General features: G+C 70.0%; 21 protein-coding genes, 6 tRNA genes and 1 pseudogene. 13 read left to right on the top strand and 15 right to left on the bottom strand.

Annotation, left to right across the window (positions count from 1 at the left end):
• Positions 1–20: 20 nt before the first annotated feature.
• The 3 genes from ACFZCP_RS24645 to ACFZCP_RS24655 form a co-directional block, all read right to left on the bottom strand.
• Positions 21–93: transfer RNA gene (locus ACFZCP_RS24645), tRNA-Gly, on the bottom strand.
• Positions 94–172: 79 nt separating this feature from the next.
• A tRNA-Gly gene (locus ACFZCP_RS24650) sits at positions 173–244 on the bottom strand.
• 156 nt (positions 245–400) lie between these two features.
• Positions 401–718: an Lsr2 family protein gene (locus ACFZCP_RS24655; RefSeq protein WP_031164632.1), complete on the bottom strand. Its 318-nt coding sequence runs from the start codon at positions 716–718 to the stop codon at positions 401–403.
• A 310-nt stretch (positions 719–1028) separates the two neighbouring features.
• On the opposite strand from ACFZCP_RS24655, the gene purS reads away from it, so the two are divergent.
• Genes purS through purL form a run of 3 tightly spaced genes read left to right on the top strand, consistent with a single transcriptional unit; the run spans position 1029 to position 4224 of the window.
• Positions 1029–1292, top strand: coding sequence for a phosphoribosylformylglycinamidine synthase subunit PurS (gene purS / locus ACFZCP_RS24660; RefSeq protein ID WP_007383088.1), 264 nt, complete (start codon positions 1029–1031; stop codon positions 1290–1292).
• Positions 1289–1969, top strand: coding sequence for a phosphoribosylformylglycinamidine synthase subunit PurQ (purQ, locus tag ACFZCP_RS24665; RefSeq protein WP_067316422.1), 681 nt, complete (start codon positions 1289–1291; stop codon positions 1967–1969). Before purS ends, purQ begins: the two co-directional genes overlap by 4 nt.
• Entirely contained in the window at positions 1966–4224 is a 2259-nt protein-coding gene (gene purL / locus ACFZCP_RS24670) for a phosphoribosylformylglycinamidine synthase subunit PurL (RefSeq protein WP_391429993.1), read from the top strand. The genes purQ and purL overlap by 4 nt, the downstream gene beginning before the upstream one ends.
• Positions 4225–4365: 141 nt before the next feature.
• Here purL and ACFZCP_RS24675 read toward each other — a convergent pair whose 3' ends face one another.
• Positions 4366–4977: an MFS transporter gene (locus tag ACFZCP_RS24675; protein WP_391429995.1), complete on the bottom strand. Its 612-nt coding sequence runs from the start codon at positions 4975–4977 to the stop codon at positions 4366–4368.
• A gap of 64 nt (positions 4978–5041) precedes the next feature.
• Here ACFZCP_RS24675 and ACFZCP_RS24680 point away from each other — a divergent pair, with 64 nt between their 5' ends.
• The 4 genes from ACFZCP_RS24680 (at position 5042) to purM (ending at position 9161) form a co-directional block, all read left to right on the top strand.
• Entirely contained in the window at positions 5042–5839 is a 798-nt protein-coding gene (locus ACFZCP_RS24680; protein WP_391429997.1) for a sterol carrier family protein, read from the top strand.
• 56 nt (positions 5840–5895) lie between these two features.
• Positions 5896–6330, top strand: coding sequence for an META domain-containing protein (locus ACFZCP_RS24685; RefSeq protein WP_391429999.1), 435 nt, complete (start codon positions 5896–5898; stop codon positions 6328–6330).
• Positions 6331–6523: 193 nt separating this feature from the next.
• A complete protein-coding gene (gene purF / locus ACFZCP_RS24690; RefSeq protein WP_362694588.1) occupies positions 6524–8053 on the top strand; it encodes an amidophosphoribosyltransferase in 1530 nt (509 codons plus the stop codon).
• Between the two features lie 34 nt (positions 8054–8087).
• Positions 8088–9161 (top strand): phosphoribosylformylglycinamidine cyclo-ligase, encoded by a 1074-nt coding sequence (purM, locus tag ACFZCP_RS24695; protein ID WP_362694591.1) that lies wholly within the window; start codon positions 8088–8090, stop codon positions 9159–9161.
• Positions 9162–9227: 66 nt separating this feature from the next.
• Here purM and ACFZCP_RS24700 read toward each other — a convergent pair whose 3' ends face one another.
• Both ACFZCP_RS24700 and ACFZCP_RS24705 read right to left on the bottom strand, forming a co-directional pair.
• Positions 9228–9485: a DUF3073 domain-containing protein gene (locus ACFZCP_RS24700; RefSeq protein WP_362694594.1), complete on the bottom strand. Its 258-nt coding sequence runs from the start codon at positions 9483–9485 to the stop codon at positions 9228–9230.
• A 319-nt stretch (positions 9486–9804) separates the two neighbouring features.
• Positions 9805–10902 carry a Glu/Leu/Phe/Val dehydrogenase dimerization domain-containing protein gene (locus ACFZCP_RS24705; protein ID WP_362694597.1) on the bottom strand — a complete coding sequence of 366 codons (1098 nt, stop codon included), beginning with the start codon at positions 10900–10902 and terminating at the stop codon, positions 9805–9807.
• Between the two features lie 250 nt (positions 10903–11152).
• On the opposite strand from ACFZCP_RS24705, the gene ACFZCP_RS24710 reads away from it, so the two are divergent.
• Both ACFZCP_RS24710 and bldC read left to right on the top strand, forming a co-directional pair.
• Positions 11153–11995 (top strand): hypothetical protein, encoded by an 843-nt coding sequence (locus ACFZCP_RS24710; RefSeq protein WP_391430003.1) that lies wholly within the window; start codon positions 11153–11155, stop codon positions 11993–11995.
• A gap of 517 nt (positions 11996–12512) precedes the next feature.
• On the top strand, positions 12513–12719 hold the full coding sequence (bldC, locus tag ACFZCP_RS24715) for a developmental transcriptional regulator BldC (RefSeq protein ID WP_003949541.1): 207 nt from the start codon (positions 12513–12515) through the stop codon (positions 12717–12719).
• 622 nt (positions 12720–13341) lie between these two features.
• Here bldC and ACFZCP_RS24720 read toward each other — a convergent pair.
• The 9 genes and pseudogenes from ACFZCP_RS24720 to ACFZCP_RS24760 form a co-directional block, all read right to left on the bottom strand.
• Positions 13342–13488 (bottom strand): annotated as a pseudogene (locus tag ACFZCP_RS24720) (DUF6274 family protein); the annotation flags it as partial.
• Between the two features lie 197 nt (positions 13489–13685).
• Positions 13686–13760, bottom strand: a tRNA-Asp gene (locus ACFZCP_RS24725).
• Between the two features lie 95 nt (positions 13761–13855).
• Positions 13856–17812, bottom strand: coding sequence for an ATP-dependent RNA helicase HrpA (gene hrpA / locus ACFZCP_RS24730; RefSeq protein WP_391430005.1), 3957 nt, complete (start codon positions 17810–17812; stop codon positions 13856–13858).
• A 59-nt stretch (positions 17813–17871) separates the two neighbouring features.
• Positions 17872–18183 carry a hypothetical protein gene (locus ACFZCP_RS24735; protein WP_391430007.1) on the bottom strand — a complete coding sequence of 104 codons (312 nt, stop codon included), beginning with the start codon at positions 18181–18183 and terminating at the stop codon, positions 17872–17874.
• Complete coding sequence (locus ACFZCP_RS24740; protein ID WP_362694612.1) at positions 18180–18374, bottom strand: DivIVA domain-containing protein; 195 nt, start codon at positions 18372–18374, stop codon at positions 18180–18182. The genes ACFZCP_RS24735 and ACFZCP_RS24740 overlap by 4 nt, the downstream gene beginning before the upstream one ends.
• An 80-nt stretch (positions 18375–18454) precedes the next feature.
• Positions 18455–18528 (bottom strand) — tRNA-Phe (locus tag ACFZCP_RS24745).
• Positions 18529–18552: 24 nt separating this feature from the next.
• Positions 18553–18627 (bottom strand) — tRNA-Asp (locus tag ACFZCP_RS24750).
• A 37-nt stretch (positions 18628–18664) separates the two neighbouring features.
• Positions 18665–18737, bottom strand: a tRNA-Glu gene (locus ACFZCP_RS24755).
• Positions 18738–18817: 80 nt separating this feature from the next.
• Complete coding sequence (locus ACFZCP_RS24760; protein ID WP_391430009.1) at positions 18818–20395, bottom strand: metallophosphoesterase; 1578 nt, start codon at positions 20393–20395, stop codon at positions 18818–18820.
• Between the two features lie 83 nt (positions 20396–20478).
• On the opposite strand from ACFZCP_RS24760, the gene ACFZCP_RS24765 reads away from it, so the two are divergent.
• The 4 genes from ACFZCP_RS24765 (at position 20479) to ACFZCP_RS24780 (ending at position 25685) form a co-directional block, all read left to right on the top strand.
• Positions 20479–20829, top strand: a complete 351-nt coding sequence (locus ACFZCP_RS24765; RefSeq protein WP_189219145.1) for a metallopeptidase family protein — start codon at positions 20479–20481, stop codon at positions 20827–20829.
• Positions 20830–20937: 108 nt separating this feature from the next.
• On the top strand, positions 20938–21453 hold the full coding sequence (locus ACFZCP_RS24770) for a hypothetical protein (protein ID WP_391430011.1): 516 nt from the start codon (positions 20938–20940) through the stop codon (positions 21451–21453).
• A 266-nt stretch (positions 21454–21719) separates the two neighbouring features.
• Complete coding sequence (locus ACFZCP_RS24775; protein WP_391430013.1) at positions 21720–23870, top strand: DEAD/DEAH box helicase; 2151 nt, start codon at positions 21720–21722, stop codon at positions 23868–23870.
• Between the two features lie 309 nt (positions 23871–24179).
• Positions 24180–25685 (top strand): amino acid permease, encoded by a 1506-nt coding sequence (locus ACFZCP_RS24780; RefSeq protein ID WP_362694624.1) that lies wholly within the window; start codon positions 24180–24182, stop codon positions 25683–25685.
• The last annotated feature ends 77 nt before the right edge of the window (positions 25686–25762 follow it).

The following is a 25762-nucleotide window of genomic DNA, read 5'->3' on the forward strand; positions in this document are numbered from 1 at the left end:
GGACCGGGGTCTCATTCCCGAGCGGACGACGAGGCTCGAACTCGCGACCTCAACCTTGGCAAGGTTGCGCTCTACCAACTGAGCTACGTCCGCACTGCTCCCGATCGGCTCCCACCGATCGGTGCGAGCACCAGCCTACCCGATCCACAAGAGTGGTCGTGACCGGTGCCAGAGCGGGTGACAGGAATTGCACACTGCGCCTTCCCCCTGGAAGGGGGATGTTCTGCTACTGAACTACACCCGCACGGTCCGTGGGATCCGGCCTTTCGGCCTCGCCCCTCGGCGTGTCCCAGACATTAGCTGATCAGCAGGGGGGTTGCGCAAGTCGGTTCCCTCCCCGGCCAAGTGAACGGCTCCCAGGGTCCGCTGACGGACCCTGGGAGCTGCCCCTTCGCGGGCTTCACTGGGCGGCGCTGAACGCCTCGTAGACCTTCTTCGGGATGCGTCCGCGCGCGGGCACGTCCATCTTGTTCGCCTGGGCCCAGGCGCGCACGGCCGCCGGGTCGGGAGCGACCTCCGTCTGCTTGTACGCCTTGCCGGACCGCGACCGCTTGCGGCCGGCCTCCACGTAGGGCGCGAGCGCCTTGCGCAGTTTCTTGGCGTTGGTTTCGTTCAGGTCGATCTCGTACGACTTGCCGTCGAGTCCGAAGGCGATCGTTTCCGCCGCTTCCGAGCCGTCGATGTCGTCAAAGAGAGTGACCACGACCTTTTGCGCCACGAATATCGGTCCCTTCGTGCGGCACGTCGATACAGCTCATCGGCGATGACGTGCCGAGTATCGGCTATTGCCAATTCATTTGTACAGTGCCCGGCAATGCAAAGTGAAGCCCGACTAAAACCGTCCGCGTGTCCCAGTGCAATAGATGTCGGCGTCGGACTCCCGAACTTTCCCAGAAGTTTTCACTAGCGCCCGGCTTCGACACCCGATCGTGATGCGCCTCACGTAGTTTCCTACAACTCTACTCGCGTAGAAATTTTGTGCGGGTAGTCTGAAGGAACCTGCTCAGCACCACACACCGGGAGTGCCAGTGGCACGCGTCGTAGTCGACGTCATGCTCAAGCCGGAGATCCTCGACCCCCAGGGCCAGGCGGTCCAGCGTGCGCTGCCGCGCCTGGGTTTCGACGGGATCTCGGACGTACGTCAGGGAAAGCGATTCGAACTGGAAGTTGACGGGCCGGTCGACGAGGCCGCACTCGCCCGCATCCACGATCTTGCGGAATCCTTCCTCGCGAACACCGTGATCGAGGACTTCACCGTCAAGGTGGAGGAAGTCGCGGAGGCCGCGAAGTGACCGCTCGTATTGGCGTCGTCACTTTCCCGGGGAGTCTCGATGACAGGGACACCCAGCGCGCGATCCGCCTCGCGGGCGCCGAACCGGTCGCCCTGTGGCACAAGGACAAGGACCTGCATCAGGTCGACGCCGTGGTGCTGCCCGGTGGTTTCTCCTACGGCGACTATCTGCGCGCCGGGGCGATCTCCCGCTTCTCGCCGGTGATGGAGTCCGTCATCGAGCAGGCGAAGGCCGGACTTCCGGTCCTCGGTATCTGCAACGGCTTCCAGGTCCTCACCGAGGCGCACCTCCTCCCCGGCGCGATGCTCGGCAACGACCACCTCCACTTCATCTGCCGCGACCAGAAGCTGCGGGTGGAGAACGCGGAGACGGCCTGGACCGGCGACTACCGCCAGGGCCAGGAGATCCACATCCCGCTGAAGAACATGGACGGCCGGTACGTCGCCGACGAGTACACGCTCGACAAGCTGGAGGCGGAGGGCCGGGTGGTCTTCCGTTACGTCGACTTCAATCCCAACGGCTCGCTGCGGGACATCGCCGGCATCACCAACGAGGCCGGGAACGTCGTCGGCCTCATGCCGCACCCCGAGCACGCCGTTGAGCCGCTGATCGGCACCGGCCGCACCGACGGCCTCCCGTTCTTCACCTCGATCCTCAAGAAGCTGGTGGGCGCATGAGCCGGACGCCTCTGGACACGGTCGAGCACGCGGCCGCGACCCCCGACGTCGAGCTGCCCTGGGCCGAACTCGGCCTGAAGAAGGACGAGTACGAGCGAGTCGTCGAGATCCTCGGCCGCCGCCCCACCGGCGCCGAACTCGCCATGTACTCGGTCATGTGGTCCGAGCACTGCTCGTACAAGTCGTCGAAGGTGCATCTGCGCCAGTTCGGCGAGAAGGCTCCGCAGTCCGACGCGCTGCTCGTCGGCATCGGCGAGAACGCCGGCGTGGTCGACGTCGGCCAGGGCTACGCGGTCACCTTCAAGGTCGAGTCGCACAACCACCCCTCCTACGTCGAGCCCTATCAGGGCGCGGCCACGGGCGTCGGCGGCATCGTCCGCGACATCATCGCGATGGGCGCCCGCCCGGTCGCGGTCGTGGACCCGCTGCGCTTCGGCGCGGCCGACCACCCCGACACCAAGCGCGTCCTGCCGGGCGTCGTCGCCGGCATCGGCGGCTACGGCAACTGCCTGGGTCTGCCCAACATCGGCGGCGAGGTCGTCTTCGACGCCTGCTACCAGGGCAACCCGCTGGTCAACGCCGGGGCCATCGGCGTGATGCGGCACGAGGACATCCACCTCGCCAAGGCGTCCGGCGCGGGCAACAAGGTCGTGCTGTACGGCGCCCGGACCGGCGGCGACGGCATCGGCGGCGCCTCGATCCTCGCGTCCGAGACCTTCGACGACGCCAAGCCCTCCAAGCGTCCCGCCGTCCAGGTCGGCGACCCCTTCCAGGAGAAGCTCCTCATCGAGTGCACCCTGGAGGCCTTCAGGGAGAAGCTGGTCGTCGGCATCCAGGACCTCGGCGCGGCAGGCCTGTCCTGTGCCACCTCCGAGCTGGCCTCCAACGGCTCCGGCGGCATGCGCGTCACCCTGGACGACGTACCGCTGCGCGACTCGACGCTCTCGCCCGAGGAGATCCTCATGAGCGAGTCGCAGGAGCGCATGTGCGCGGTGGTCGAGCCGGCGAAGGTCGACCGCTTCCTGGAGATCTGCGCCAAGTGGGACGTCATCGCCACGGTGATCGGCGAGGTCACCGACGGCGACCGCCTGGAGATCTACTGGCACGGCGGCAAGATCGTCGACGTGGACCCGCGGACCGTGGCCCACGAGGGCCCGGTCTACGAGCGCCCCTACGCCCGCCCGTCCTGGCAGGACGCTCTGCAGGCCGACGACGCGAACAAGCTGCCCCGGCCCGCTTCGGCCGAGGAGCTCAAGGACCAGGTCCTCAAGCTGGTGGGATCCCCCAACCAGGCCTCCAAGAAGTGGATCACCTCGCAGTACGACCACTTCGTGCAGGGCAACACCGTCCTCGCCCAGCCCGAGGACTCCGGCATGATCCGCATCGACGAGGAGTCCGGCCTCGGCGTGGCCATCGCCACCGACGGCAACGGCCGGTACGCCAAGCTCGACCCGTACGCGGGCGCGCAGCTGGCCCTCTCCGAGGCCTACCGGAACGTGGCGACGACCGGCGCCAAGCCGCTCGCCGTCTCCGACTGCCTGAACTTCGGCTCGCCCGAGGACCCGGCGGTGATGTGGCAGTTCGCGGAGGCCATCCGCGGTCTGGCCGACGCCTGCCAGCAGCTCGGCACCCCGGTGACCGGCGGCAACGTCTCGCTCTACAACCAGACGGGCGAGGTCGCCATCCACCCGACCCCGGTCGTGGCGGTCCTCGGTGTCATCGACGACGTCGCCCGCCGCACGCCGGTCGCCTTCCAGGAGGAGGGCCAGCTGCTCTACCTCCTCGGCGACACGCGCGAGGAGTTCGGCGGCTCGGCCTGGTCGCAGGTGGTCCACGACCACCTCGGTGGTCTGCCCCCGAAGGTCGACCTGGAGCGCGAGCGGCTGCTGGGCGAGATCCTGATCTCGGCCTCCCGCGACGGCATGATCGACTCCGCGCACGACCTGTCCGACGGCGGTCTGGTCCAGGCGGTCGTGGAGTCGGCGCTGCTCGGCGGCAAGGGAGTGCGTCTGGTCGTACCGGACGGGCTCGACGCCTTCACCTTCCTCTTCTCCGAGTCGGCCGGCCGCGCGATCGTCGCCGTGCCGCGCTCGGAGGAGGTCCGCTTCAACGACATGTGCGGTGCGCGCGGCCTGCCGGTCACGCGGATCGGTGTCGTGGACGGCGACTCGGTGGATATCCAGGGCGAGTTCGCGCTCTCCCTCGACGAGCTGCGCGAGGCGCACGAAGGAACGATCGAGGCGCTGCTGGCGTAATCCGCCGCAGGCCCCCAGAAGGCCCCGTCCGGGATTCCGGGCGGGGCCTTCACCCGTGTCGGGGCCGGCCGCTCAGCCGGCGATCGTCTTCGGGAGGGCCGGCGGCTCGGCCCCGGGCGGTCCTCCGGGAGGACCGCCCGTTCAGGCCGCGACCGCCTCCCGTGCGGTCTCCGCCCGGGGTACCGGCCGGGTCTTCGGCAGGCGCAGGGCGAGCAGCAGGGACAGTGCCATGACGCCCGCCCCGCACAGGAACACCGTGTCCAGCGCGGAGACGTACGCCGTCATGCCCTGCGCGCGGGCCGGGCCGTGCAGGGCGGCGAGGGAGCCGACGTCGCCGGGGCCGTCGTAGAGGCGGCTGAGGAGGGTGCCGAAGCCGGTGGCGCCGAGGGCCGAGCCGAGTGTCTGGAAGAAGCGGATCGCGGTGGTGGCGACGCCGAGCTGGTGGCTCGGTGCCTTCTGCTGCACCAGCAGGATCAGCTGGCCGGGGAACTGGCCGAAGCCCAGCCCGATGAGCAGCAGGGCCACGCACAGCTGCCACAGGGCGGTGCGGGTGCCGGTGGTGGCCAGCAGGAGGAAGGCGGCGGCGCTGATGGCGGACCCGCTGATCACGAAGGTCCGTTCGGGCCAGCCGCGGTCGCCCAGCCGGCCGGTCACGATGCCCACCGCGATCCGTTCTTCCAGGAGCATCACCGCGCTCTCGCCGCCGGCGAGAGCCCGGACGCCGTCGCGGCCGGCGCCGTCGAGCGGGCGCACCGGGCCTTCGACCTGGTGGAGAACGGCCTGAGGGGCTACGCGCTGAAGGCATAGGGTCGCTGCCATGCCCCCGGCCAAGAAGCGCGCCCGCAGCTATGACCCCGCAAGGACCCGCGCCGCGGTCCTCGCCCAGCTCGCCAACGTGCGGGAGGGCGTCCGCGGCCTGACCCCGGATCACCTCGCGCTGCCCACCCGGCTCGGCGACTGGACCGTGCGCCACCTGGTCGCGCACATCGGCATGGCCGTCACGGCCGTCCACCGTGCCCTGGACCTGCCGGCCCCGCCGAAGCAGGACGTGCAACTGGTCGAGTGGCCCTTCGCCACCGCCGCCCACTCCGCGGCGATCGCCGACTTCAGCCGGGGCCTGGCCGCCCGGCACCCCGATCTCGACGGCTACCTCGCCGACGTCGGGCAGAGTCTGCGCGCCCTCCTCGACGCCCATCCCGGCAGCCGGCTCCTGGCGACCAACGCGGGCGCGCTGCCCCTGGACGACTACCTCGTCACCCGCGCCGTGGAACTCGCCGTCCACACCGACGACCTCAACGCCGCCGTCCCCGGCCTGGACGTGCCCCACGACCGCCAGGCGCTCGCCGCCGCCACCCGGCTGCTCGCCGACGCGCTCGCCGTGAAGGCGCCCGGTGCCTCCACCGAGGTGCGCGTGCCGCCGTACGCCGTCGTGCAGTGCGTCGAGGGGCCCCGGCACACCCGCGGCACCCCGCCCAACGTGGTGGAGACCGATCCGCTGACGTGGCTCCGGCTCGCCACCGGCCGGGTGTCCTGGACGGTCGCCGTGGAGGAGGCCAGGGTCAGCGCGAGCGGGGAGCGCGCGGACATCGGGAACCTGCTGCCGCTCATGTCCTGACGGAACCGGTGACCGGGGCAGGCCGTCGAATCCGTATGAACCGGCACAAGCAGCACATGATCCTGACAGCGGTCGCCCTGCTCGTCCCGCTCACGCTGGCCTGTGGCAGCGCACGCCCGGACAGCGGTCCGCCAGGCTCCGGGCAGCCCGTGACCGGCGTCGACTGGCGCATCGACAGCCTCACCGCCGACGGCACCACCCGGCACGCGCCCGCCACCGCACACCTGCGCATCGACACGGACGGAAAGGCGGCCGGCAACCTCGGCTGCAACTCGTTCAGCTCCCGGGCCACCGTGCACGGCGACCGGATCACCCTCGGTGACCTGCGGACGACGAGGATGGCCTGCGCCCCGGACCGGATGGACTTCGAGCGGGCCCTGGCCCGCACCCTCACCACCGGCACGCTCACGGCCAGGGCCGATGACGGGAAACTGACGCTCACCGACGGCGACGGCGACCGCATCCACCTCAGTCGCCGCGCCCCCGAATGATGTGCGACACCTCACTCATGCATACGGCGAGCGGGCCGGGGCCCACCGGCTCGCCGTCGGCCCGCCATGACTCCCCATACCGTTCTGACCAGTGAAAACGAAGAATCCACCAAGGTGATCGACTAGCGCCGTCGCGTTAAGGTCGCGCATCCCCAATTCGGACCAGTGGTCGACCTCGCCTACACTCGGTGGCGTGCCACGTGGTGACGGTCGACTCAATCACGATCTGCTCCCCGGCGAGAAAGGCCCCCAGGACGCGTGTGGCGTCTTCGGTGTCTGGGCTCCGGGTGAAGAGGTCGCAAAGCTCACGTACTTCGGGCTCTACGCCCTCCAGCACCGGGGTCAGGAATCCGCGGGAATCGCGGTCAGCAACGGCTCCCAGATCCTCGTCTTCAAGGACATGGGCCTGGTCTCCCAGGTCTTCGACGAGACCTCTCTAGGTTCGCTCCAGGGTCACATCGCGGTCGGACACGCCCGCTACTCGACCACCGGCGCCTCCGTGTGGGAGAACGCCCAGCCGACGTTCCGCGCCACCGCGCACGGTTCGATCGCGCTCGGCCACAACGGCAACCTGGTCAACACGGCGCAGCTCGCCGAGATGGTCGCCGCCCTGCCGAAGGACACCAACGGCCGCTCGACCCGGGTCGCGGCCACCAACGACACCGATCTGCTGACGGCCCTGCTGGCCGCCCAGGTCGACGAGGACGGCAAGCCGCTGACCATCGAGGAGGCCGCACACGCGGTGCTCCCGAAGGTGCGGGGTGCCTTCTCGCTCGTCTTCATGGACGAGCACACCCTCTACGCCGCCCGTGACCCTCAGGGCATCCGCCCGCTGGTCCTCGGACGCCTGGAGCGCGGCTGGGTGGTCGCCTCGGAGAGCGCCGCCCTGGACATCTGCGGCGCCAGCTTCGTCCGCGAGATCGAGCCGGGCGAGTTCGTCGCCATCGACGAGAACGGCCTGCGGACCTCCCGATTCGCGGAAGCGAAGCCCAAGGGCTGTGTCTTCGAGTACGTGTACCTGGCTCGCCCGGACACCGACATCGCCGGCCGGAACGTGTATCTCTCCCGGGTGGAGATGGGCCGCCGCCTGGCGAAGGAAGCGCCCGTCGAGGCGGATCTCGTCATAGCGACGCCGGAATCCGGCACCCCGGCCGCGATCGGGTACGCGGAGGCGTCCGGCATCCCCTTCGGCGCAGGCCTGGTGAAGAACGCGTACGTCGGCCGTACGTTCATCCAGCCCTCGCAGACCATCCGGCAGCTGGGCATCCGCCTGAAGCTGAACCCGCTGAAGGAAGTCATCAAGGGCAAGCGCCTGGTCGTCGTCGACGACTCGATCGTGCGCGGCAACACCCAGCGGGCGCTCGTGCGGATGCTGCGCGAGGCCGGGGCCGCCGAGGTCCACATCCGGATCTCCTCGCCGCCCGTGAAGTGGCCCTGCTTCTTCGGTATCGACTTCGCCACCCGCGCCGAGCTGATCGCCAACGGCATGAGCATCGAGGAGATCGGCACCTCGCTCGGCGCCGACTCCCTGGCGTACATCTCCATCGACGGCATGATCGACGCGACCACCATCGCCAAGCCGAACCTGTGCCGCGCCTGCTTCGACGGCGAGTACCCGATGGAGCTGCCGGATCCCGAGCTGCTCGGCAAGCAGCTGCTGGAGACCGAGCTGGCCGCAGGGCCGGCCGCCACGGCCGCGGCCGACGCGATCCGTCGCCCGTAAGCCCCGTAGAAACCAACCCGAAAGATCCCAGGCAATGTCTGAGACCACCCCTGCCGGTGCTTCCTACGCGGCTGCCGGAGTCGACATCGAGGCGGGCGACCGCGCCGTAGAGCTGATGAAGGAGTGGGTGAAGAAGACCCGGCGGCCCGAGGTCCTGGGCGGCCTCGGCGGCTTCGCCGGCCTCTTCGACGCCTCCGCCCTCAAGCGCTACGAGCGCCCCCTGCTCGCCTCCGCCACGGACGGCGTCGGCACGAAGGTCGACGTCGCCCGGCGCATGGGCGTCTACGACACCATCGGCCACGACCTGGTCGCCATGGTCATGGACGACATCGTGGTGTGCGGTGCCGAGCCGCTGTTCATGACCGACTACATCTGCGTCGGCAAGGTCCACCCCGAGCGGGTCGCCGCGATCGTCAAGGGCATCGCGGAGGGCTGTGTGCTGGCCGGCTGCGCCCTGGTGGGCGGCGAGACGGCCGAGCACCCGGGTCTGCTGGGCGAGGACGACTTCGACGTCGCCGGCGCCGGTACGGGCGTGGTGGAGGCCGACCGGCTGCTGGGCGCGGATCGTATCCGTACGGGTGACGCGGTGATCGCCATGGCGTCCTCCGGCCTTCACTCGAACGGGTACTCCCTGGTCCGCCACGTGCTGCTGGAGCGCGCGGGCATGGCCCTGGAGTCGGAGGTCGCGGAACTCGGCCGCACCCTCGGCGAGGAGCTGCTGGAGCCCACCAAGATCTACTCCCTGGACTGCCTGGCGCTGACCCGCACCACCGAGGTCCACGCCTTCAGCCACATCACCGGAGGCGGACTCGCGGCCAACCTGGCCCGGGTCATCCCGGACGGGCTGCACGCCACCGTCGACCGTTCGACGTGGACCCCGGGTGCGATCTTCGACCTGGTCGGCAGGACCGGCGACGTGGAGCGCCTGGAGCTGGAGAAGACCCTGAACATGGGCGTCGGCATGATGGCGATCGTGCCGGAGGAGTCCACGGACGTGGCCCTTGCGACCCTGGCCGACCGCGGCGTCGACGCCTGGGTGGCCGGAGCGATCACGGACCGGGGCGACAAGGCGACCGGTGCCGAGATGGTCGGAGACTACGCTGCCTGAACCTGCGGGCAGCACAGAACCCGGTCGGTGGCAGTGCCACCGACCGGGTGAGTGCTCAATGCAAGGTCAAGCGCCGCGACGGTGTTGTGAAGAAGAGGGACCGTCTTCCTCGCTCTCGTCGTCGTCCTCATAGAGGTCGGCGTACCGAGAGTAAAGATCGTCCTCGTCATCCTCATCGTCCTCGAACGGCTCGCCGTTCGGCGGCTGGCTCGAAGTCGATGCGCCCAGTTCATTGGCCAGACGCGAAAGGTCTGTCCCACCGCTGTTGTACTTCAGCTGGCGGGCGACCTTCGTCTGCTTGGCCTTGGCCCGGCCGCGCCCCATGGCTCGACCCCCTCGGTGACGGGGCTCGATGGCCCCAGAGTCTGACACGCGTTCATGATCCGGAACGGACCCTCCGCAGAGAGGCCGGTCCGTAGGGCTTCCACGGTACCTGAGCCCGCGCCCATACGGTACGTCGCCCGCAGTACGCGCGTGTGCACAGGACCCTCGAGGTGCCCTGTCCTCGCTGGTCAGTGGCGATTTTAACCACTTATCGGGGTACGACCCGCCGGTGGAAGTGAGAGTTCTCTCTAAGTTCCCGCCGACGGGTACCGCGCATGCGTGCGATCGGACACCCGATCGGAGTCCGATCGCACCCGTGTCAGCGTGCCGCGCGGGCGTCGGCCATGCGCTGCTCGGCGATCCGGTCCGCCGCGGCGGCCGGCGGAATCCCGTCTTCCTTCGCACGTGCGAATATGGCCAGCGTGGTGTCGAAGATCTTCGCCGCCTTCGCCTTGCACCGGTCGAAGTCGAACCCGTGCAGCTCGTCGGCCACCTGGATGACCCCGCCGGCGTTCACCACGTAGTCCGGCGCGTAGAGGATCCCGCGGTCGGCGAGGTCCTTCTCCACTCCCGGGTGGGCGAGCTGGTTGTTGGCGGCGCCGCAGACCACCTGGGCGGTGAGCACCTGCACGGTGTCGTCGTTCAGGGCGCCGCCGAGGGCGCAGGGGGCGTAGATGTCGAGTCCCTCCACCCGGATCAGGGCGTCGGTGTCGGCGACCGCCGACACGCCCTCGGGGTGCTGCCCGAGGATCCGCGCGACCGCGTCCGCACGCACGTCCGTGACGACGACCTCGGCACCCTCGTCGCGCAGGTGGCGGACCAGGTGGTGGCCGACCTTGCCGACGCCCGCGACGCCGACCTTGCGGCCGCGCAGCGAGGGGTCGCCCCACAGGTGCTGGGCGGAGGCACGCATGCCCTGGTAGACGCCGAACGCGGTGAGGACGGAGGAGTCGCCGGCCCCGCCGTTCTCGGGGGAACGGCCGGTGGTCCAGCGGCACTCGCGGGCCACGACGTCCATGTCCGCCACGTACGTGCCGACATCGCACGCGGTGACGTAGCGCCCGCCGAGCGAGGCGACCATGCGCCCGTAGGCGAGCAGCAGTTCCTCGGTCTTGTCGCGCTCGGGGTCGCCGATGATCACGGCCTTCCCGCCGCCGTGGTCGAGTCCGGCCATGGCGTTCTTGTACGACATCCCGCGCGCGAGGTTGAGGGCGTCGGCGACGGCCTCGGCCTCGGTGGCGTACGGGTAGAAGCGCGTGCCGCCGAGGGCCGGGCCCAGGGCGGTGGAGTGGATGGCGATCACGGCCTTGAGGCCGCTGGCGCGGTCCTGGCAGAGCACGACCTGCTCATGGCCGCCCTGGTCCGAGTGGAACAGGGTCTGCAGGACATCAGCAGGCGCGCCGGTTACGTCGGTCACTGTGGTGACTCCTGTGTAAGTAGCGGCGAGTGGGGCGTAGCCCCTGGGGGTCCCCCCACACTTTTGGTAGTGGGGGAGGGTGGCGGGGTGCTGCCACGCGGCTGTTTAGGCCGCAAGCATGAGCGTAGAGCCTGTGCCTTCCGGCCATCCGTGCAGTGTTCAGGATCACTCTCCCGGACCGTTCGCGCACGCATGACCGTGGGACGATTTGCAAGGGTTTCGAGCCGGGTCCGATGGGGAGGGAGCAGGCGTGCCCAAGGTGTCCTCCGTGGTCGTTCCCTATGCTGCGTACCTGCGTGTCTACGAGCCGCTGGCCGCCTTCCCGGAGCCCGAGCGCACCCACTGGGCGCGCTACGCCCGGCGTCCCGACCGCCCCTCCTACCAGGACGAACTGCACCGCTCGCTCGCCGACTTGCTGCCCACGCCGCCGATCCCGGTGCCGGTGCACGAGAGCAGCGACGCCTTCGTGCTGGACGTCGACGGGGTCGTCTGCGTCTGCCCCTGGCGGACCCGGCTGCGCGGCTGGCAGGCCCTGGGCGGTCTCGCCGAGGAGCTGCCGCCGACGGTCCTGGACGCGGTGCTGCCGCCGATGGTGCGCCGCCAGGCCGCGCAGGACTACGAGCGCTGGCTCGCCCGCAACCCCGACGCCCGGCCCTGGATCCGCACCTCGACCTGGCAGATCCCGCTGAACTGGTTCGTGCTGGTCTCCGACGAGGAGCGCCGGTACGACAAGGGGTCCGGCGAGGTGCCGCCGATGCTGCGCTACCGCACCCCGATGGTGCAGGCCCGGCGCCGGGTGGCGCGGGCGCTGCGCACGCTGAAGGACACCATCGAGGAAGGGCCGCTGATCGACGGCCTGGTGGACGTCGGCCGCTGGCTGGAGGAGTTCCACCCGCGCTCGCTGGTGGAGCTGGACTACGGCGGCCTGGTGCACGCGGTGCCCGCCGGCGAGCTGGCGGACGACCACTCGGCGGCCGATGTGGCCGACGGCATCGAAGCGCTGCGCCGGGGCGACGGGATGGCCGCCGGAGAGGCGTACGGGCGGCTGGTGGAGCGGTGGCGGGCGGTACGTGATCGACGTTCCGCGAACTGAGTGACGTGGATCACGGTCAAAAGCCACCGAAGGACGTACGGTCTACGGCACTTGACCACCTGACGGGATGTTGGTCCCGATCCGGGCTTTTGTCCCAAGGGTGATGGACGGCACTTACCGGGCCCTTGCGCCTCTTGCCGCCCCTCGTGCCAAAATAGGACAAGGAGTCCGGGGAGGGCTCCGTCCGTCCCGCTATGCTCCAATGTGGGCGGAATCTCTGCATTGCACGCTTTGGGGGGTCTGGTGGCTCCTGATTGTCCTGTGACTGATCGTCACAGTGGCGTGACTGTCCGCTATGGCATGGTCCATCGGCTTCCGTCGCTGATGAACACCTGGGAGGGCAATTCCATCGGTTTGGCCGACGCGGCTGGACAGATGGTGTAGTTGTAGTGCCGAGGACAAGCCGTTCGTCCTATAACCGACTCGACTCGCGTCCGCCATTTCGGGCAACGCGGGTCAAGGTGCAGAATTTAGAGGAAAGAACCGAGAAGGTTCGGTTCTCCCGAGGAGGCCGCTCATGACCGCTCGCACCCCTGATGCCGAGCCGCTGCTGACCCCCGCCGAGGTCGCCACCATGTTCCGCGTCGACCCCAAGACGGTCACGCGGTGGGCGAAGGCCGGCAAGCTCACTTCTATTCGTACGCTCGGCGGGCACCGCCGCTACCGCGAGGCCGAGGTCCGCGCTTTGCTCGCGGGCATCCCGCAGCAGCGCAGCGAGGCCTGAACAACTGCATAACCGGGCAAACCGGCCGGTCCCCCAACTGGTCGAGACGCCCGGAACCCTAGCTCCAAGCGACGCGGGACCTGCCCCAACAGGGCCCACGCCCAAGCCGAAGAGAACGCTGTAGGCATCGCAACAGGGTGCGTCGTAGATCGCGCTGGACTCCGCCGGGTCCAGCGCGATCTTTTTTGTGCGCCGGCCGGGGTGGGGCGACGCCCGGGTGAGCGGCCCTGTCGGAGTCTGGGGAGGGTTGTCGGAACGGCCTTGCGGGACCGCGGGGAGGGGTGCAATTGCACATATTAAATTGACCAGTTGTAGGTAGGGGGTAAGTTCCACTGTTTCAGAAACTCATGCAGTGACTCCCGTCACATGCCGTGGTGCTTGTTGACATCGGCATGCGTGCGCTAATGGAACTTCTCGTTCCAGCGTGCCACGTCCGGGCGGGTGTTGGGCGCGGCAGGGGTCACGCGCTGCGGGGACTCTCGTCCCCGGCGGCCTCGATGGCTTCGATGACCTCGATCACTTCGATGGCTTCGGCGGTCTGTGCGACCTCGACGACCGTGACGGCCTGGGCGGCCTCGACGACCGTGAGGGCGTGGGCGGCCGCGATGACCTCGACGCCCGGCTCCGCGGGCCGTGGGCCGCCGGCCATCGCCAGCCGCAGCAGGTGATGACAGATCGGGCAGTGGCGGGTGAGGTGCCGGTAGGACGAGGCAGCCGCGAGATGTGCCCTCAGCAGCGCCCGTGTCTCGTGCCTGGCTGATGCCGCCATACGTCACCTCCAGGGACCGCACAGGGGGACGGGCCCTGGTTTCTGGGTACCGGCGGAATGTGACGTCGTCAAGGGCGCGAGCGCCCGCCCCGGGCCTGGGCAGGGCGCGAACGGCTGCGCCCGGCCCGAGCGGGGCGGCGGATGCGCAGGTCCCGGCGGAACAGCAGAAGGGCCCCCTCGCGGGGGCCCTTCGTTTGCGGTCCTGACGGGATTTGAACCCGCGGCCTCCACCTTGACAGGGTGGCGAGCACTCCAAACTGCTCCACAGGACCAGGTTTCGCGGCGCTTATTGCTGCGTTGCGCTGCGAGAAGAGACTGTACAGGAGGGTGAGCCCGCTGGTCGAACTCACCCTGTGTACGCGCTCGATTACGGTACCGCAGCGTCGATCGCCTTCACGATCCGCTTGTCGGAGACCGGGTACGCCGTGCCCAGCGCGTGCGCGAAATAGCTGACCCGCAGCTCCTCGATCATCCAGCGGATGTCGAGCACCTGCCGCGGCACCGGCCGGCCCTGCGGCAGCTGTTCCAGCAGCCAGGCGAACTCGTCCTGCATCTCGTGGACCTTCTCCATGCGGGTGGTGTCCCGCTGGACGCCGGTCGGCATCTGCTGCAGGCGCCGGTCGGCGGCCACCAGATAGCGCATGAGGTCGGGCAGGCGCCGTATGCCCGCCCAGGTCACGAATCCCGGCTTCACGAGGGCGTCCAGCTGCTTTCGGACGTCCGCCAGGTTCGCCAGCAGGGCGGGGCTCTTCACGGCCTTCAGGCGGCGCTCACAGGCCTGCCAGGCCGCGAGGACCTGCTGCACCTGCCCGACCGCACGGACCGTCGTGTCCACGATCTCCGCGCGCACCTTGTCGTACAGCTTCCGGTACGACTCCTCGTCCCACACCGGCCCGCCGAAGTCCGCGATCAGCTTGTCGGCCGCGGCCATCGCGCAGTCGTCGAAGAGGGCCTGGACCGAGCCGTGCGGGTTGGCGGAGAGCGCCAGCTTCTGGGCGTTGGTCAGCTTGTCGGACGCAAACTTCGCGGGGTTCACGGGGATGTTGCGCAGGATGAGGCGCCGGGTGCCCTTCCACATCGCCTCGGCCTGCTCGGCCTCGGTGTCGAAGAGGCGGACCGAGACGGTGTCGCCGTCGTCCACCAGCGCCGGGTACGCCTTCACCGGCTGCCCGGCCCGGCGCGTCTCGAAGACCCGGCTGAGCGTGCCGATCGTCCAGTCGGTGAGCCCCGTGCGCTCCAGGGACTCCCCGCCCTGCCGCGAGGCGGTGGCGGCCGCGGCCTGGGAGAGGGCCTTGCGGGCCTTGGGCTTCAGCCGGAGCTTGAGCGCCTCCAGGTCCTTGTCCTCGGCCAGCTTCCGGCGCCGCTCGTCGACGATACGGAAGGTGATCTTCAGGTGGTCGGGAAGCCTTGCCCAGTCGAAGTCGTCCGCCTCGAAGGGGACGCCGACCACGCGCTTGAGCTCGCGGGCCATCGTCACGGTCAGCGGCTCCTGCATCGGTACGGCCCGCTCCAGGAACGCCTTCGCGTAGTTCGGCGCGGGCACGTAGTGGCGGCGGATCGGCTTGGGCAGCGAGCGGATCAGCTCCGTGACCACCTCCTCGCGCAGGCCCGGGATCTGCCAGTCGAAGCCCTCGTCGGTGACCTGGTTGAGCACCTGGAGCGGGATGTGGACGGTCACGCCGTCGGCGTCCGCGCCGGGCTCGAACTGGTAGGTGACGCGGAACTTCAGCGGCCCCTGCCGCCAGCTGTCCGGGTAGTCGGCCTCGGTGACCGCCTCCGCCGACTCCCGGATGAGCATCGCGCGCTCGAAGTCCAGGAATTCGGGCTGCTCGTGGCGCTTGTGCTTCCACCAGGAGTCGAAGTGGGCGCCGGAGACGACGTGCTCGGGCACCCGCTGGTCGTAGAAGTCGAACAGCGTGTCGTCGTCCACGACGATGTCCCGGCGCCGCGCCCGGTGCTCCAGCTCCTCGACCTCGCTGAGCAGCTTGCGGTTGTCGGCGAAGAACTTGTGGTGCGTGCGCCAGTCGCCCTCGACCAGGGCGTTGCGGATGAACAGCTCGCGGCTCGTCTCCGCATCGATCCGGCCGTAGTTGACCTTGCGCTGGGCGACGATCGGGACGCCGTACAGCGTCACCTTCTCGTACGCCATCACGGCCGCCTGGTCCTTCTCCCAGTGCGGTTCGCTGTACGTCCGCTTCAGCAGGTGTCCGGCGAGCGGTTCGACCCACTCGGGCTCGATCTTGGCGTTGACCCGGGCCCAGAGCCGGGAGGTCTCCACGAGCTCGGCGGACATCAGGAACCGGGGCTGCTTACGGAACAGCGCCGAGCCGGGGAAGATCGCGAACTTGGCGCTGCGGGCGCCCAGGTACTCGTTCTTGTTGCCGTCCTTCACGTCCTTCATCCCGATGTGGGAGAGGAGGCCGGCGAGGAGCGAGATGTGGACCCGGTCGCCGGGGGCGTCGGTGCCCGCCGCAGGCTCTTCGAGGTGCATGCCCATCTGCTTCGCCACCGTGCGCAGCTGGGTGTAGATGTCCTGCCATTCGCGAATGCGCAGGAAATTCAGGTACTCCTGCTTGCACATCCGGCGGAAGGACGACGAGCCGCGCTCCTTCTGCTGCTCGCGGATGTACCGCCACAGGTTCAGATAGGCGAGGAAGTCGCTGGTCTCGTCCTTGAAGCGGGCGTGCTGCTGGTCGGCCTGGGCCTGCTTGTCGGCCGGCCGCTCGCGCGGGTCCTGGATGGACAGCGCGGCCGCGATGACCATGACCTCGCGGACACAGCCGTTCTTGTCGGCCTCCAGGACCATGCGGGCCAGCCGGGGGTCGACGGGCAGCTGGGCCAGTTTGCGGCCGGTGTCGGTGAGGCGCTTGCGCGGGTCCTTCTGGGCCGGGTCCAGCGCGTGCAGCTCCTGGAGCAGCTGCACGCCGTCGCGGATGTTGCGGTGGTCCGGCGGGTCGATGAAGGGGAACTTCTCGATGTCACCGAGGTCGGCCGCGGTCATCTGGAGGATGACGGAGGCGAGGTTCGTCCGGAGGATCTCGGCGTCCGTGAACTCCGGGCGGCCGTTGAAGTCGTCCTCGCTGTACAGCCGGATGCAGATGCCGTCGGACGTACGGCCGCAGCGGCCCTTGCGCTGGTTGGCGCTGGCCTGGGAGATCGCCTCGATGGGCAGCCGCTGGACCTTGGTGCGGTGGCTGTAGCGGCTGATCCGGGCGAAGCCGGGGTCGATGACGTACTTGATGCCGGGGACGGTCAGGGAGGTCTCGGCGACGTTGGTCGCCAGAACGATCCTGCGTCCGGTGTGCGGCTGGAAGACACGGTGCTGCTCGGCGTGCGAGAGCCGCGCGTACAGCGGCAGGACCTCCGTGAACCTGTACTTCTTCTTCTCCAGCGCGTCCGCCGTGTCCCGGATCTCCCGCTCACCGGAGAGGAAGACGAGGATGTCGCCCTTCCCCTCCGCCATCAGCTCCTCGACGGCCTCGGTGATCGCGGTGATCTGGTCCCGGTCGGCGTCCTCGGAGTCCTCCTCCAGGAGCGGGCGGTACCGCACCTCCACCGGATACGTCCGCCCGCTGACCTCGACGATCGGGGCATCCCCGAAGTGCCGCGAGAAGCGCTCGGGATCGATGGTGGCCGAGGTGATGACGACCTTCAGATCGGGCCGCTTCGGCAGCAGCTGGGCCAGGTACCCGAGCAGGAAGTCGATGTTGAGGGACCGCTCGTGGGCCTCGTCGATGATGATCGTGTCGTAGGCGCGCAGCTCGCGGTCCGTCTGGATCTCGGCGAGCAGGATGCCGTCCGTCATCAGCTTGACGAAGGTCGCGTCCGGGTTGACCTGGTCGGTGAAGCGGACCTTCCAGCCGACGGCCTCGCCGAGGGGCGTGCGCAGCTCCTCGGCGACCCGCTCGGCGACGGTCCGGGCGGCGATCCGGCGGGGCTGGGTGTGCCCGATCATGCCGCGGACGCCCCGGCCCAGCTCCATGCAGATCTTGGGGATCTGCGTGGTCTTGCCGGACCCGGTCTCACCGGCCACGATGACGACCTGGTGATCGCGGATGGCCTCGGCGATCTGGTCCTTCTTCTGGCTGACGGGCAGCTGCTGCGGGTAGGTGACGGCGGGCACACGGGAGCGCCGTTCGTCCATCCGTGCCGTGGCCTTGCCGATCTCGGCCTCGAGCTCGGCGAGGACGGCGGCGCGGGCCTCCGGCTGACGGATCTTGCGCGCGCCCTCGAGCCGCCTGCCGAGCCGGTGCGCGTCGCGCAGCGTCAGCTCGGTCAGACGGGAGGCGAGGGTGCCGAGGGCGGGGGCTGGATGCGTAGACATACGCGGTCCAGGATCTCACCTCGGGGAAATCACTGGCGAACGATTTGCTTCGGACGCGCTCAGGGCGTGCGCTGGGCGGGCGGCGCGGCTTGTGTGCGCTGTCGGGCCGAGGGGTCCCCGAGGGCGATCGACTTCGCGGTGTTGGACACCGCCTTGATGCCGAGATAGGCGGTGGTCATGCTGCTCACCGCGGTGAACGCGGCGGTCACCACCCCGACGATCACGCCCTTGTCGCCGTTCAGCCGCCACACCCCGACGATCGCGACCATGGCGATGGCGACATTGCTGATCACGACCGCGAGCAGCCCGTACCGCGCCCGGTCCTTCTCCAGCTCCGCGTCCTGGATCGGTCTGGTCTCGCTCCGGCTCATCGTCCTCGTCCCCCGCTTCGCAGCTGCTCCACCCGGGCGTCCACCTGTGCTCGGTCGTACCCGCGTCGGACGATGTCGAAAACGGGCGGTGCGTCGGATGCCGGGCCCGAGGCCAGGAGGTCGAGATAGGCGTCCACCTGGGCGCGGTCATAGCCGCGCCGTGCGATGTCGAAGCGGAAGTCGCTTTCCATGGCTGTCTCCCCCGAGAGCAGGCCGAGAACCCGGCCGGAACGACGAAGGCCCCGTTCTGTCGAACGGGGCCTTCTGACTGTGGCTGGGGCCGGGGTCGAACCGGCGACCTATCGCTTTTCAGGCGATCGCTCGTACCAACTGAGCTACCCAGCCACGAGGTTTCACGTGAAACCTCAGCGGTCCTGACGGGATTTGAACCCGCGGCCTCCACCTTGACAGGGTGGCGAGCACTCCAAACTGCTCCACAGGACCAAGCTGTGTGTACAACAGTGTTGCACACGATCTTGCGTGCCCCCAACGGGATTCGAACCCGTGCTACCGCCTTGAAAGGGCGGCGTCCTAGGCCGCTAGACGATGAGGGCTATCGGCCCGCCTGGGCGCTTCTCAGCGCGTCGGGGACGTGAGAAGCATATGGGATGGCGGGGAGTATCGCCAAAACGGTTTACGGCGACGGGGACGAAGGGGTGGGGGAGGCGGGCGAAGGGGAGCGCGGGGGCGGTGTGGCGCCGGGCATGTTCTCCTCCGGGAGGTGGCGGCTGACCTCCGCCGTCGTCAGGCCCAGACCGCCCAGCCTGATCGCGTCCCAGGCCTGCAGACGCCGGCTGTCGCGGTCGAAGTAGAGGATCGAGGCCTCGATGGGGGCGGGGTAGCTGCGTTCCACCGCGCGCAGGCCGCTGCCGCCGGTCGAGCCCTCCATGCGCAGCCGGGTGCCGTACTTCAGCATCTCCGTCCCCTCGTGGTGCAGATGGCCGCAGAGCACCAGCGGGACTTCACCGTCCGTCTCCCGGGCGGCGGACGGCTCGTGCGCGATCGCCACGTCCACCGGGGTGCCGGCCGCCCGCTGGTCGCGCAGGGCCGAGGCCAGGCGGTCCCCCGCCAGCTGCTCGGCCGCGTTCCCGCCGGGCGTCACGGAGCGGTCGGGGGTGAACTGCGGGTCTCCGATGCCCGCGAAACGCAGGCCCCCGACCGTCTGGGCCCTGCCGTCGTCCAGGACGTGCACGTTCTTCATGTGCTGCAGGTAGTGCTGGGTGACGGACGAGTCGTGGTTGCCACGGACCCAGACGTAGGGCACGCCCAGGTCCCGGACCGGGTCCAGGAAGCCGTTCTCCGCCGCCGTGCCGTGATCCATCGTGTCGCCGGAGTCGACGATCACGTCCACCTTGTACTGCTCCACCAACGAGGCGATGATCTTCCAGCTCGCCGGGTTGAGGTGGATGTCCGAGACGTGCAGGACCCGCAGGGTGGAGGGGTCGGGCTGGTAGGCCGGGAGTGTGGAGGTGACGTCGTACAGCTTGGTCACGTTCGTCACCAGGCGTGCCAACTCCTTCTGGTACACGTCGAACTCGGTGACGATGCTGCGCGCGTTGCCGACCAGGGACGGTGCCGAGGACAGCAGGCCGGAGAACCTCGGCTCCAGGACCGACTCCGGGTTCCAGGTGGCGTACGCCGCCGCGCCCGAGGCGGCGAGCAGGGTGAGGGCCAGCCCGCCGGCCGCGAGGGCCCGGCGCGGGCGGCGGTAGACGGCGAGGCCGAGGGCCGTCGCCCCGGAGACCACGGCGACCGAGGAGCGTACGGCCAGGTCGAGCGTGCCGTGCTCGACGTCGCGGGCGACCTCGTCCTGGAGGCCGGAGAGCCGCTCGGGGTGGTCGACGAGGGCCTGGGAGCGCAGCGGGTCGAGCTGGTCGACGTTCACGTCCAGGCGGACGGGTGCGACATGGCTGTCCAGGGTCAGCGCGCCCAGCGGGGAGACATTGATCTTCGTGCCGCCGGTGAGGGACGGGCGCAGCGCCATCGTCGTGTTCATCGGGCCGACGGGCGCCCGCACGTTCCCGACGATCAGCAGGCCCAGCCAGGCGCCGACGAGGACCACCGCGCCGAGGCCGAGGGCACCGGCCCAGGGGCGGGGGCGGGCGGCCAGCGGGAGGTCGGGAAGGGCGTGGGCGGTCCGGCGGGGGCGGCGCATGCGGTGCCGGATCCGGCTCGGCATGCGGGTGAGGGCTGCGACGGGGACGCGGGCCATTGGTGCCGTATGCCCATGCTCCGGCGGGGGTATGCGACGGTTCGCCGCACTCGTACGGGCGTTTCGTACCGGACAATGACCGTGTGCTGGAGATGACGCGCGAGGAGTTCGAGGAACTGGTCGCCGAGGCGCTCGACCGGATTCCCCCGGAACTGACACGGCTGATGGACAACGTCGCGGTGTTCGTCGAGGACGAGCCGCCCGCCGACGATCCCGAGCTGCTCGGGCTGTACGAGGGGACTCCGCTGACCGACCGGGGCGAGTGGTACGCCGGCGTGCTGCCGGATCGGATCACCGTCTACCGCGGGCCGACGCTCAGGATGTGCGAGACCCGAGAGGACGTCGTCGCCGAGACGGAGGTCACCGTGGTGCACGAGATCGCCCACCACTTCGGCATCGACGACGCCCGGCTGCACGCGCTCGGCTACGGGTGACCGGCCGGGCGGCCGGCGGCCCACGCGGGCGGGCGCGCCGCGTGTCCTCTTGCGGGCGGCGGGAGTTGGGGAGGTCGACTCCCTTTCTTGTCTCCGGAGGTGGCCGCCGTGCGCCCCTTGAACGTACCCGTCCGTCTGGCCGTCGCGGTGCTGGCTCTCACCGCCGCGGCCGGCTGTGTGAGCGTGGGCGACGACGCCGGCCGGGCCAAGCCTTCGCACCCGGCGGCCCAGCAGGGCGGCCCGGCGCCCGACGGCGGCCCGGCGGGCGGCCGCGGCGGGCTCGGCTACGGCGGCCCGGCGGGGGGCGGTGACGGCAAGCACGGGCACGGCGGCAAGGCCAGGCCGGGCAGGTCGGCCTCGGCCTCGCCCACGCCGTCCGGGGCCGCCAGCGCCTCGGTGACACCGCCGAAGCCGCGCAGGAGCGCGGGGCCCGCGGAGCCGGCGCCGACCAAGGCCCAGCCGACGCCTCCGGTGACCTCCGCCCCGCCCGAGCCGCCGCCGACCACCCCGCCCGCGCCGACCACGGATCCGCCGACCGCCGAACCGTCGTCCTCGGCCCACGAGGAGACCGGGCCGCAGATGGCTGCCCGCGAGCCCGCGCCCGAGGCGGGCACGCCGGCGTGATCGCGGCCCGCCCGGGGCAGGGCCGCTGACCTGTGGCGATGGGGCCGGTTTGCCTTCAGGGGTGGTAGGTGCGTATGGTGGTAGATCGTTTGATCCCATTTGCCCGGCGCCATCACAGAGCGCGCCGTGTGGCGCGTACTCTCCCTTGCCGTGGCGGACCGCATTGAGGCGGTCGTGAGCGAATCACGGAGTTGACGGGCGCGTGCCGAAGAGACTCCGGAAGGTTTCGCATTCGCATGTCCGTGTCCAGTACTGATCACATCGTCATGTCCGAGAACACCCAGGACGACGATCTGGTGACCGAGGTCACCGAGACCACTGACACCCCCCAGACCACCTTTGCCGACCTCGGTCTCCCCGAGGGCATCGTGCGCAAGCTCGCACAGAACGGCGTGACCACCCCCTTCCCCATCCAGGCCGCGACCATCCCGGACGCCCTGGCCGGCAAGGACATCCTCGGCCGTGGCCGCACCGGCTCCGGCAAGACCCTCTCCTTCGGTCTGCCGACCCTGGCCACCCTGGCCGGCGGCCGCACCCAGAAGCACAAGCCCCGCGCCGTCATCCTCACCCCGACCCGTGAGCTGGCCATGCAGGTCGCCGACGCCCTCCAGCCCTACGGCGACGTCCTCGGCCTGAAGATGAAGGTCGTCTGCGGCGGTACGTCCATGGGCAACCAGATCTACGCCCTGGAGCGCGGCGTCGACATCCTCGTCGCCACCCCGGGCCGGCTGCGCGACATCATCAACCGCGGCGCCTGCTCCCTGGAGGACACCCAGATCGCCGTCCTGGACGAGGCCGACCAGATGTCCGACCTGGGCTTCCTGCCCGAGGTCACCGAGCTGCTCGACCAGGTCCCGGCCGGCGGCCAGCGGATGCTCTTCTCCGCCACGATGGAGAACGAGATCAAGACCCTCGTCGACCGCTACCTGAACGAGCCCGTCCTGCACGAGGTGGACGCGGCTCAGGGCGCGGTGACGACCATGTCGCACCACATCCTCATCGTGAAGCCCAAGGACAAGGCGCCGGTCACCGCCGCGATCGCCTCCCGCAAGGGCCGCACGATCATCTTCGTCCGCACCCAGCTGGGCGCCGACCGCGTCGCCGAGCAGCTGCGCGAGGCCGGCGCGAAGGCCGACGCGCTGCACGGCGGCATGACCCAGGGCGCCCGCACCCGGACGCTGGCCGACTTCAAGGACGGCTACGTCAACGTCCTCGTCGCGACCGACGTCGCCGCGCGCGGCATCCACGTCGACGGCATCGACCTGGTGCTCAACGTGGACCCGGCCGGCGACCACAAGGACTACCTGCACCGTGCCGGCCGCACGGCGCGCGCCGGCCGCACCGGCACCGTCGTCTCCCTGTCCCTGCCGCACCAGCGCCGCCAGATCTTCCGCCTGATGGAGGACGCCGGCGTCGACGCCGCGCGCCACATCATCCAGGGGGTCGGCGCCTTCGACCCGGAGGTCGCCGAGATCACCGGCGCCCGCTCCATGACCGAGGTCCAGGCCGAGTCCGCGGGCAACGCCGCCCAGCAGGCCGAGCGCGAGGTCTCGCAGCTCACCAAGGAGCTGGAGCGTGCCCAGCGCCGCGCGACCGAGCTGCGCGAGGAGGCCGACCGGCTGGTCGCCCGGGTCGCCCGCGAGCGCGGCGAGGACCCGGACACGGCAGTGGCCGAGGCCCAGGCGGCCGCGGCCGAGGCCGTGGTCGAGGCGTCCGAGACGCAGGAGCCCGCCGAGCGCCAGAGCGAGCGCGAGGAGCGTCCGGCGGCCGCGTCGTACGACCGCCGGGAGCGTCGTGACGACCGCGGTGACCGTGGCGGCCGTGGTTTCGAGCGTCGTGACGACCGCGGTGACCGCGGTGGCCGTGGCTTCGAGCGTCGTGACGACCGCCGTCCCATCGACCGCGACCGTGACCGTGGTTTCGAGCGTCGTGACGACCGTGGTGACCGTGGTGACCGCGGTGACCGCGGTGGCCGTGGCTTCGAGCGCCGCGACGACCGCCGTCCCTTCGACCGTGACCGTGACCGTGGTTTCGAGCGTCGTGACGACCGCGGTGACCGTGGCGGCCGTGGTTTCGAGCGTCGTGACGACCGCGGTGACCGCGGTGGCCGTGGCTTCGAGCGTCGTGACGAACGCCGTCCCTTCGACCGCGACCGTGGCGGCCGTTCCTTCGAGCGCCGTGACGACCGTGGCGGCTTCCGCCGCGAGGAGCGCGGTGGGCACCGCGGCAGCGACCGTCCGTTCAACCGTGACCGCCGCGACGACCGCCCGGGCTTCCTCCCCCACTCCCGCCGTCCTTCGAGCGGGGGGACCCCCTCGGCCGGCCACGACCGCCCCTCGGGCCGTCGTGACGACCACCGCGGCACCGGCTCCTTCGGCCGCCGCGATGACAAGCCGCGCTGGAAGCGCAACGGCTGACACCGGCCGACGCCGGCCGAGACCACCGTCGACACCACCGGCTGACGCCGTGACTACCGGCTGATGCCGTGACCGGCGGCTGACGCGGCCGGCGCGAGTGACCGGCAAGGGCCCGTACGACTTCGTTCGTACGGGCCCTTTCGGCATCCTGGGGCCCGAATGCAACGGTCGTTCGTTCTCGTCCGAAGGCCGGTGCCGGCCGGCGGAGCCGCAGGGGCGTTCTCCGGCAGCGTTCCCGCCCGGCCGGACAGCGTTTTCCGGTCACCGAGTGGCGCATGTCATGCCCCGGGTGAGGGAATTGCTGGGGGCATGACAGATGACGCGAGAGCGAATGGCCTGTCGGACGAGGAACGGCTGGCCCAACTCGGTTACACGCAGGTCCTCGCCCGCCGGATGTCGGGGTTCGCGAACTACGCCGTCTCCTTCACCATCATCTCGGTCCTGTCGGGCTGTCTGACCCTCTACCTCTTCGGCATGGTCACCGGCGGCCCCGCGGTGATCACCTGGGGCTGGGTGGCGGTCGGGCTGATGACGCTGTTCGTGGGCCTCTCGATGGCCGAGATCTGCTCGGCCTATCCGACCTCGGCGGGCCTGTACTTCTGGGCCCACCGGCTGGCCCCGCCCCGCTCGGCGGCTGCCTGGGCGTGGTTCACGGGCTGGTTCAACGTCCTGGGCCAGGTGGCGGTGACGGCGGGCATCGACTTCGGCGCGGCCTCCTTCCTCGGTGCCTATCTGAACCTCCAGTTCGGCTTCGAGGTGACCCCGGGCCGCACGGTCCTCCTCTTCGCCGGAATCCTCCTGCTGCACGGCCTGCTGAACACCTTCGGCGTCCGGATCGTCGCGTTCCTCAACAGCGTGAGCGTGTGGTGGCACGTGCTGGGCGTCGCGGTGATCGTCGGCGCGCTGGCCTTCGTCCCCGACCACCACCGGTCGGCCTCCTTCGTGTTCACGAAGTTCGTCAACGAGACCGGCTGGGGCAGCGGGCCGTACGTGGTGCTGCTCGGACTCCTGATGGCGCAGTACACCTTCACCGGGTACGACGCCTCGGCCCATATGACGGAGGAGACCCACGACGCGTCGACGGCGGGCCCCAAGGGCATCGTCCGCTCCATCTGGACGTCGTGGGTGGCGGGCTACGTCCTGCTCCTCGGCTTCACCTTCGCGATCCAGTCCTACGACAAGGAACTGGCCTCCCCGACCGGCGCACCCCCCGCCCAGATCCTCCTGGACGCGCTGGGAGCGACGACCGGCAAGATGCTGCTGCTGGTGGTGATCGGCGCCCAGCTCTTCTGCGGAATGGCCTCGGTGACCGCCAACAGCCGCATGATCTACGCCTTTTCCCGCGACGGCGCGCTGCCCTTCTCTCGCGTCTGGCACACGGTCAGCCCGCGTACCCGCACCCCCGTGGCGGCGGTCTGGCTGGCCGCGCTCGCCGCGCTCGCCCTGGGCCTGCCCTACCTCATCAACTCGACGGCCTACGCGGCGGTGACGTCGATCGCGGTGATCGGCCTCTACATCGCCTACGTCATCCCGACCTTCCTGCGCATCCGCAAGGGCGCCGGCTTCGAACGCGGTCCGTGGCATCTGGGCCGCTGGTCGGGCGTGGTCGGCGTCGTCGCCGTGACCTGGGTCGTAGTGATCACGATCCTCTTCATGCTCCCGCAGGTCTCCCCCGTCACCTGGAAGACCTTCAACTACGCCCCGGTCGCCGTCCTGGTCGTCCTGGGCTTCGCGGCCGCCTGGTGGCTGGCCTCGGCCCGCCACTGGTTCCTCGATCCGGCGCACGTCCGGGCTCCCGAGCCGGTCGAAAACTGACCACACCCACCCGCACCGCCCACCCGACGCGGCCGAGTCGCCGATACCCGATCGGAGACTCGGCTCCGTCCGGCTAT

It is taken from the genome of Streptomyces sp. NPDC007971 (genome assembly GCF_042958635.1).
GTDB lineage: Bacteria > Actinomycetota > Actinomycetes > Streptomycetales > Streptomycetaceae > Streptomyces.

Excerpts from the sequence above, each read along its gene's own strand:
- purL (WP_391429993.1), top strand. The coding sequence starts at position 1,966 with ATGAGCCGGACGCCTCTGGACACGGTCGAGCACGCGGCCGCGACCCCC.
- ACFZCP_RS24680 (WP_391429997.1), top strand. The coding sequence starts at position 5,042 with ATGCCCCCGGCCAAGAAGCGCGCCCGCAGCTATGACCCCGCAAGGACC.
- ACFZCP_RS24685 (WP_391429999.1), top strand. The coding sequence starts at position 5,896 with ATGATCCTGACAGCGGTCGCCCTGCTCGTCCCGCTCACGCTGGCCTGT.
- purM (WP_362694591.1), top strand. The coding sequence starts at position 8,088 with ATGTCTGAGACCACCCCTGCCGGTGCTTCCTACGCGGCTGCCGGAGTC.
- ACFZCP_RS24700 (WP_362694594.1), bottom strand. The coding sequence starts at position 9,485 with ATGGGGCGCGGCCGGGCCAAGGCCAAGCAGACGAAGGTCGCCCGCCAG.
- bldC (WP_003949541.1), top strand. The coding sequence starts at position 12,513 with ATGACCGCTCGCACCCCTGATGCCGAGCCGCTGCTGACCCCCGCCGAG.
- hrpA (WP_391430005.1), bottom strand. The coding sequence starts at position 17,812 with ATGTCTACGCATCCAGCCCCCGCCCTCGGCACCCTCGCCTCCCGTCTG.
- ACFZCP_RS24735 (WP_391430007.1), bottom strand. The coding sequence starts at position 18,183 with ATGAGCCGGAGCGAGACCAGACCGATCCAGGACGCGGAGCTGGAGAAG.
- ACFZCP_RS24740 (WP_362694612.1), bottom strand. The coding sequence starts at position 18,374 with ATGGAAAGCGACTTCCGCTTCGACATCGCACGGCGCGGCTATGACCGC.
- ACFZCP_RS24760 (WP_391430009.1), bottom strand. The coding sequence starts at position 20,395 with ATGGCCCGCGTCCCCGTCGCAGCCCTCACCCGCATGCCGAGCCGGATC.
- ACFZCP_RS24775 (WP_391430013.1), top strand. The coding sequence starts at position 21,720 with ATGTCCGAGAACACCCAGGACGACGATCTGGTGACCGAGGTCACCGAG.
- ACFZCP_RS24780 (WP_362694624.1), top strand. The coding sequence starts at position 24,180 with ATGACAGATGACGCGAGAGCGAATGGCCTGTCGGACGAGGAACGGCTG.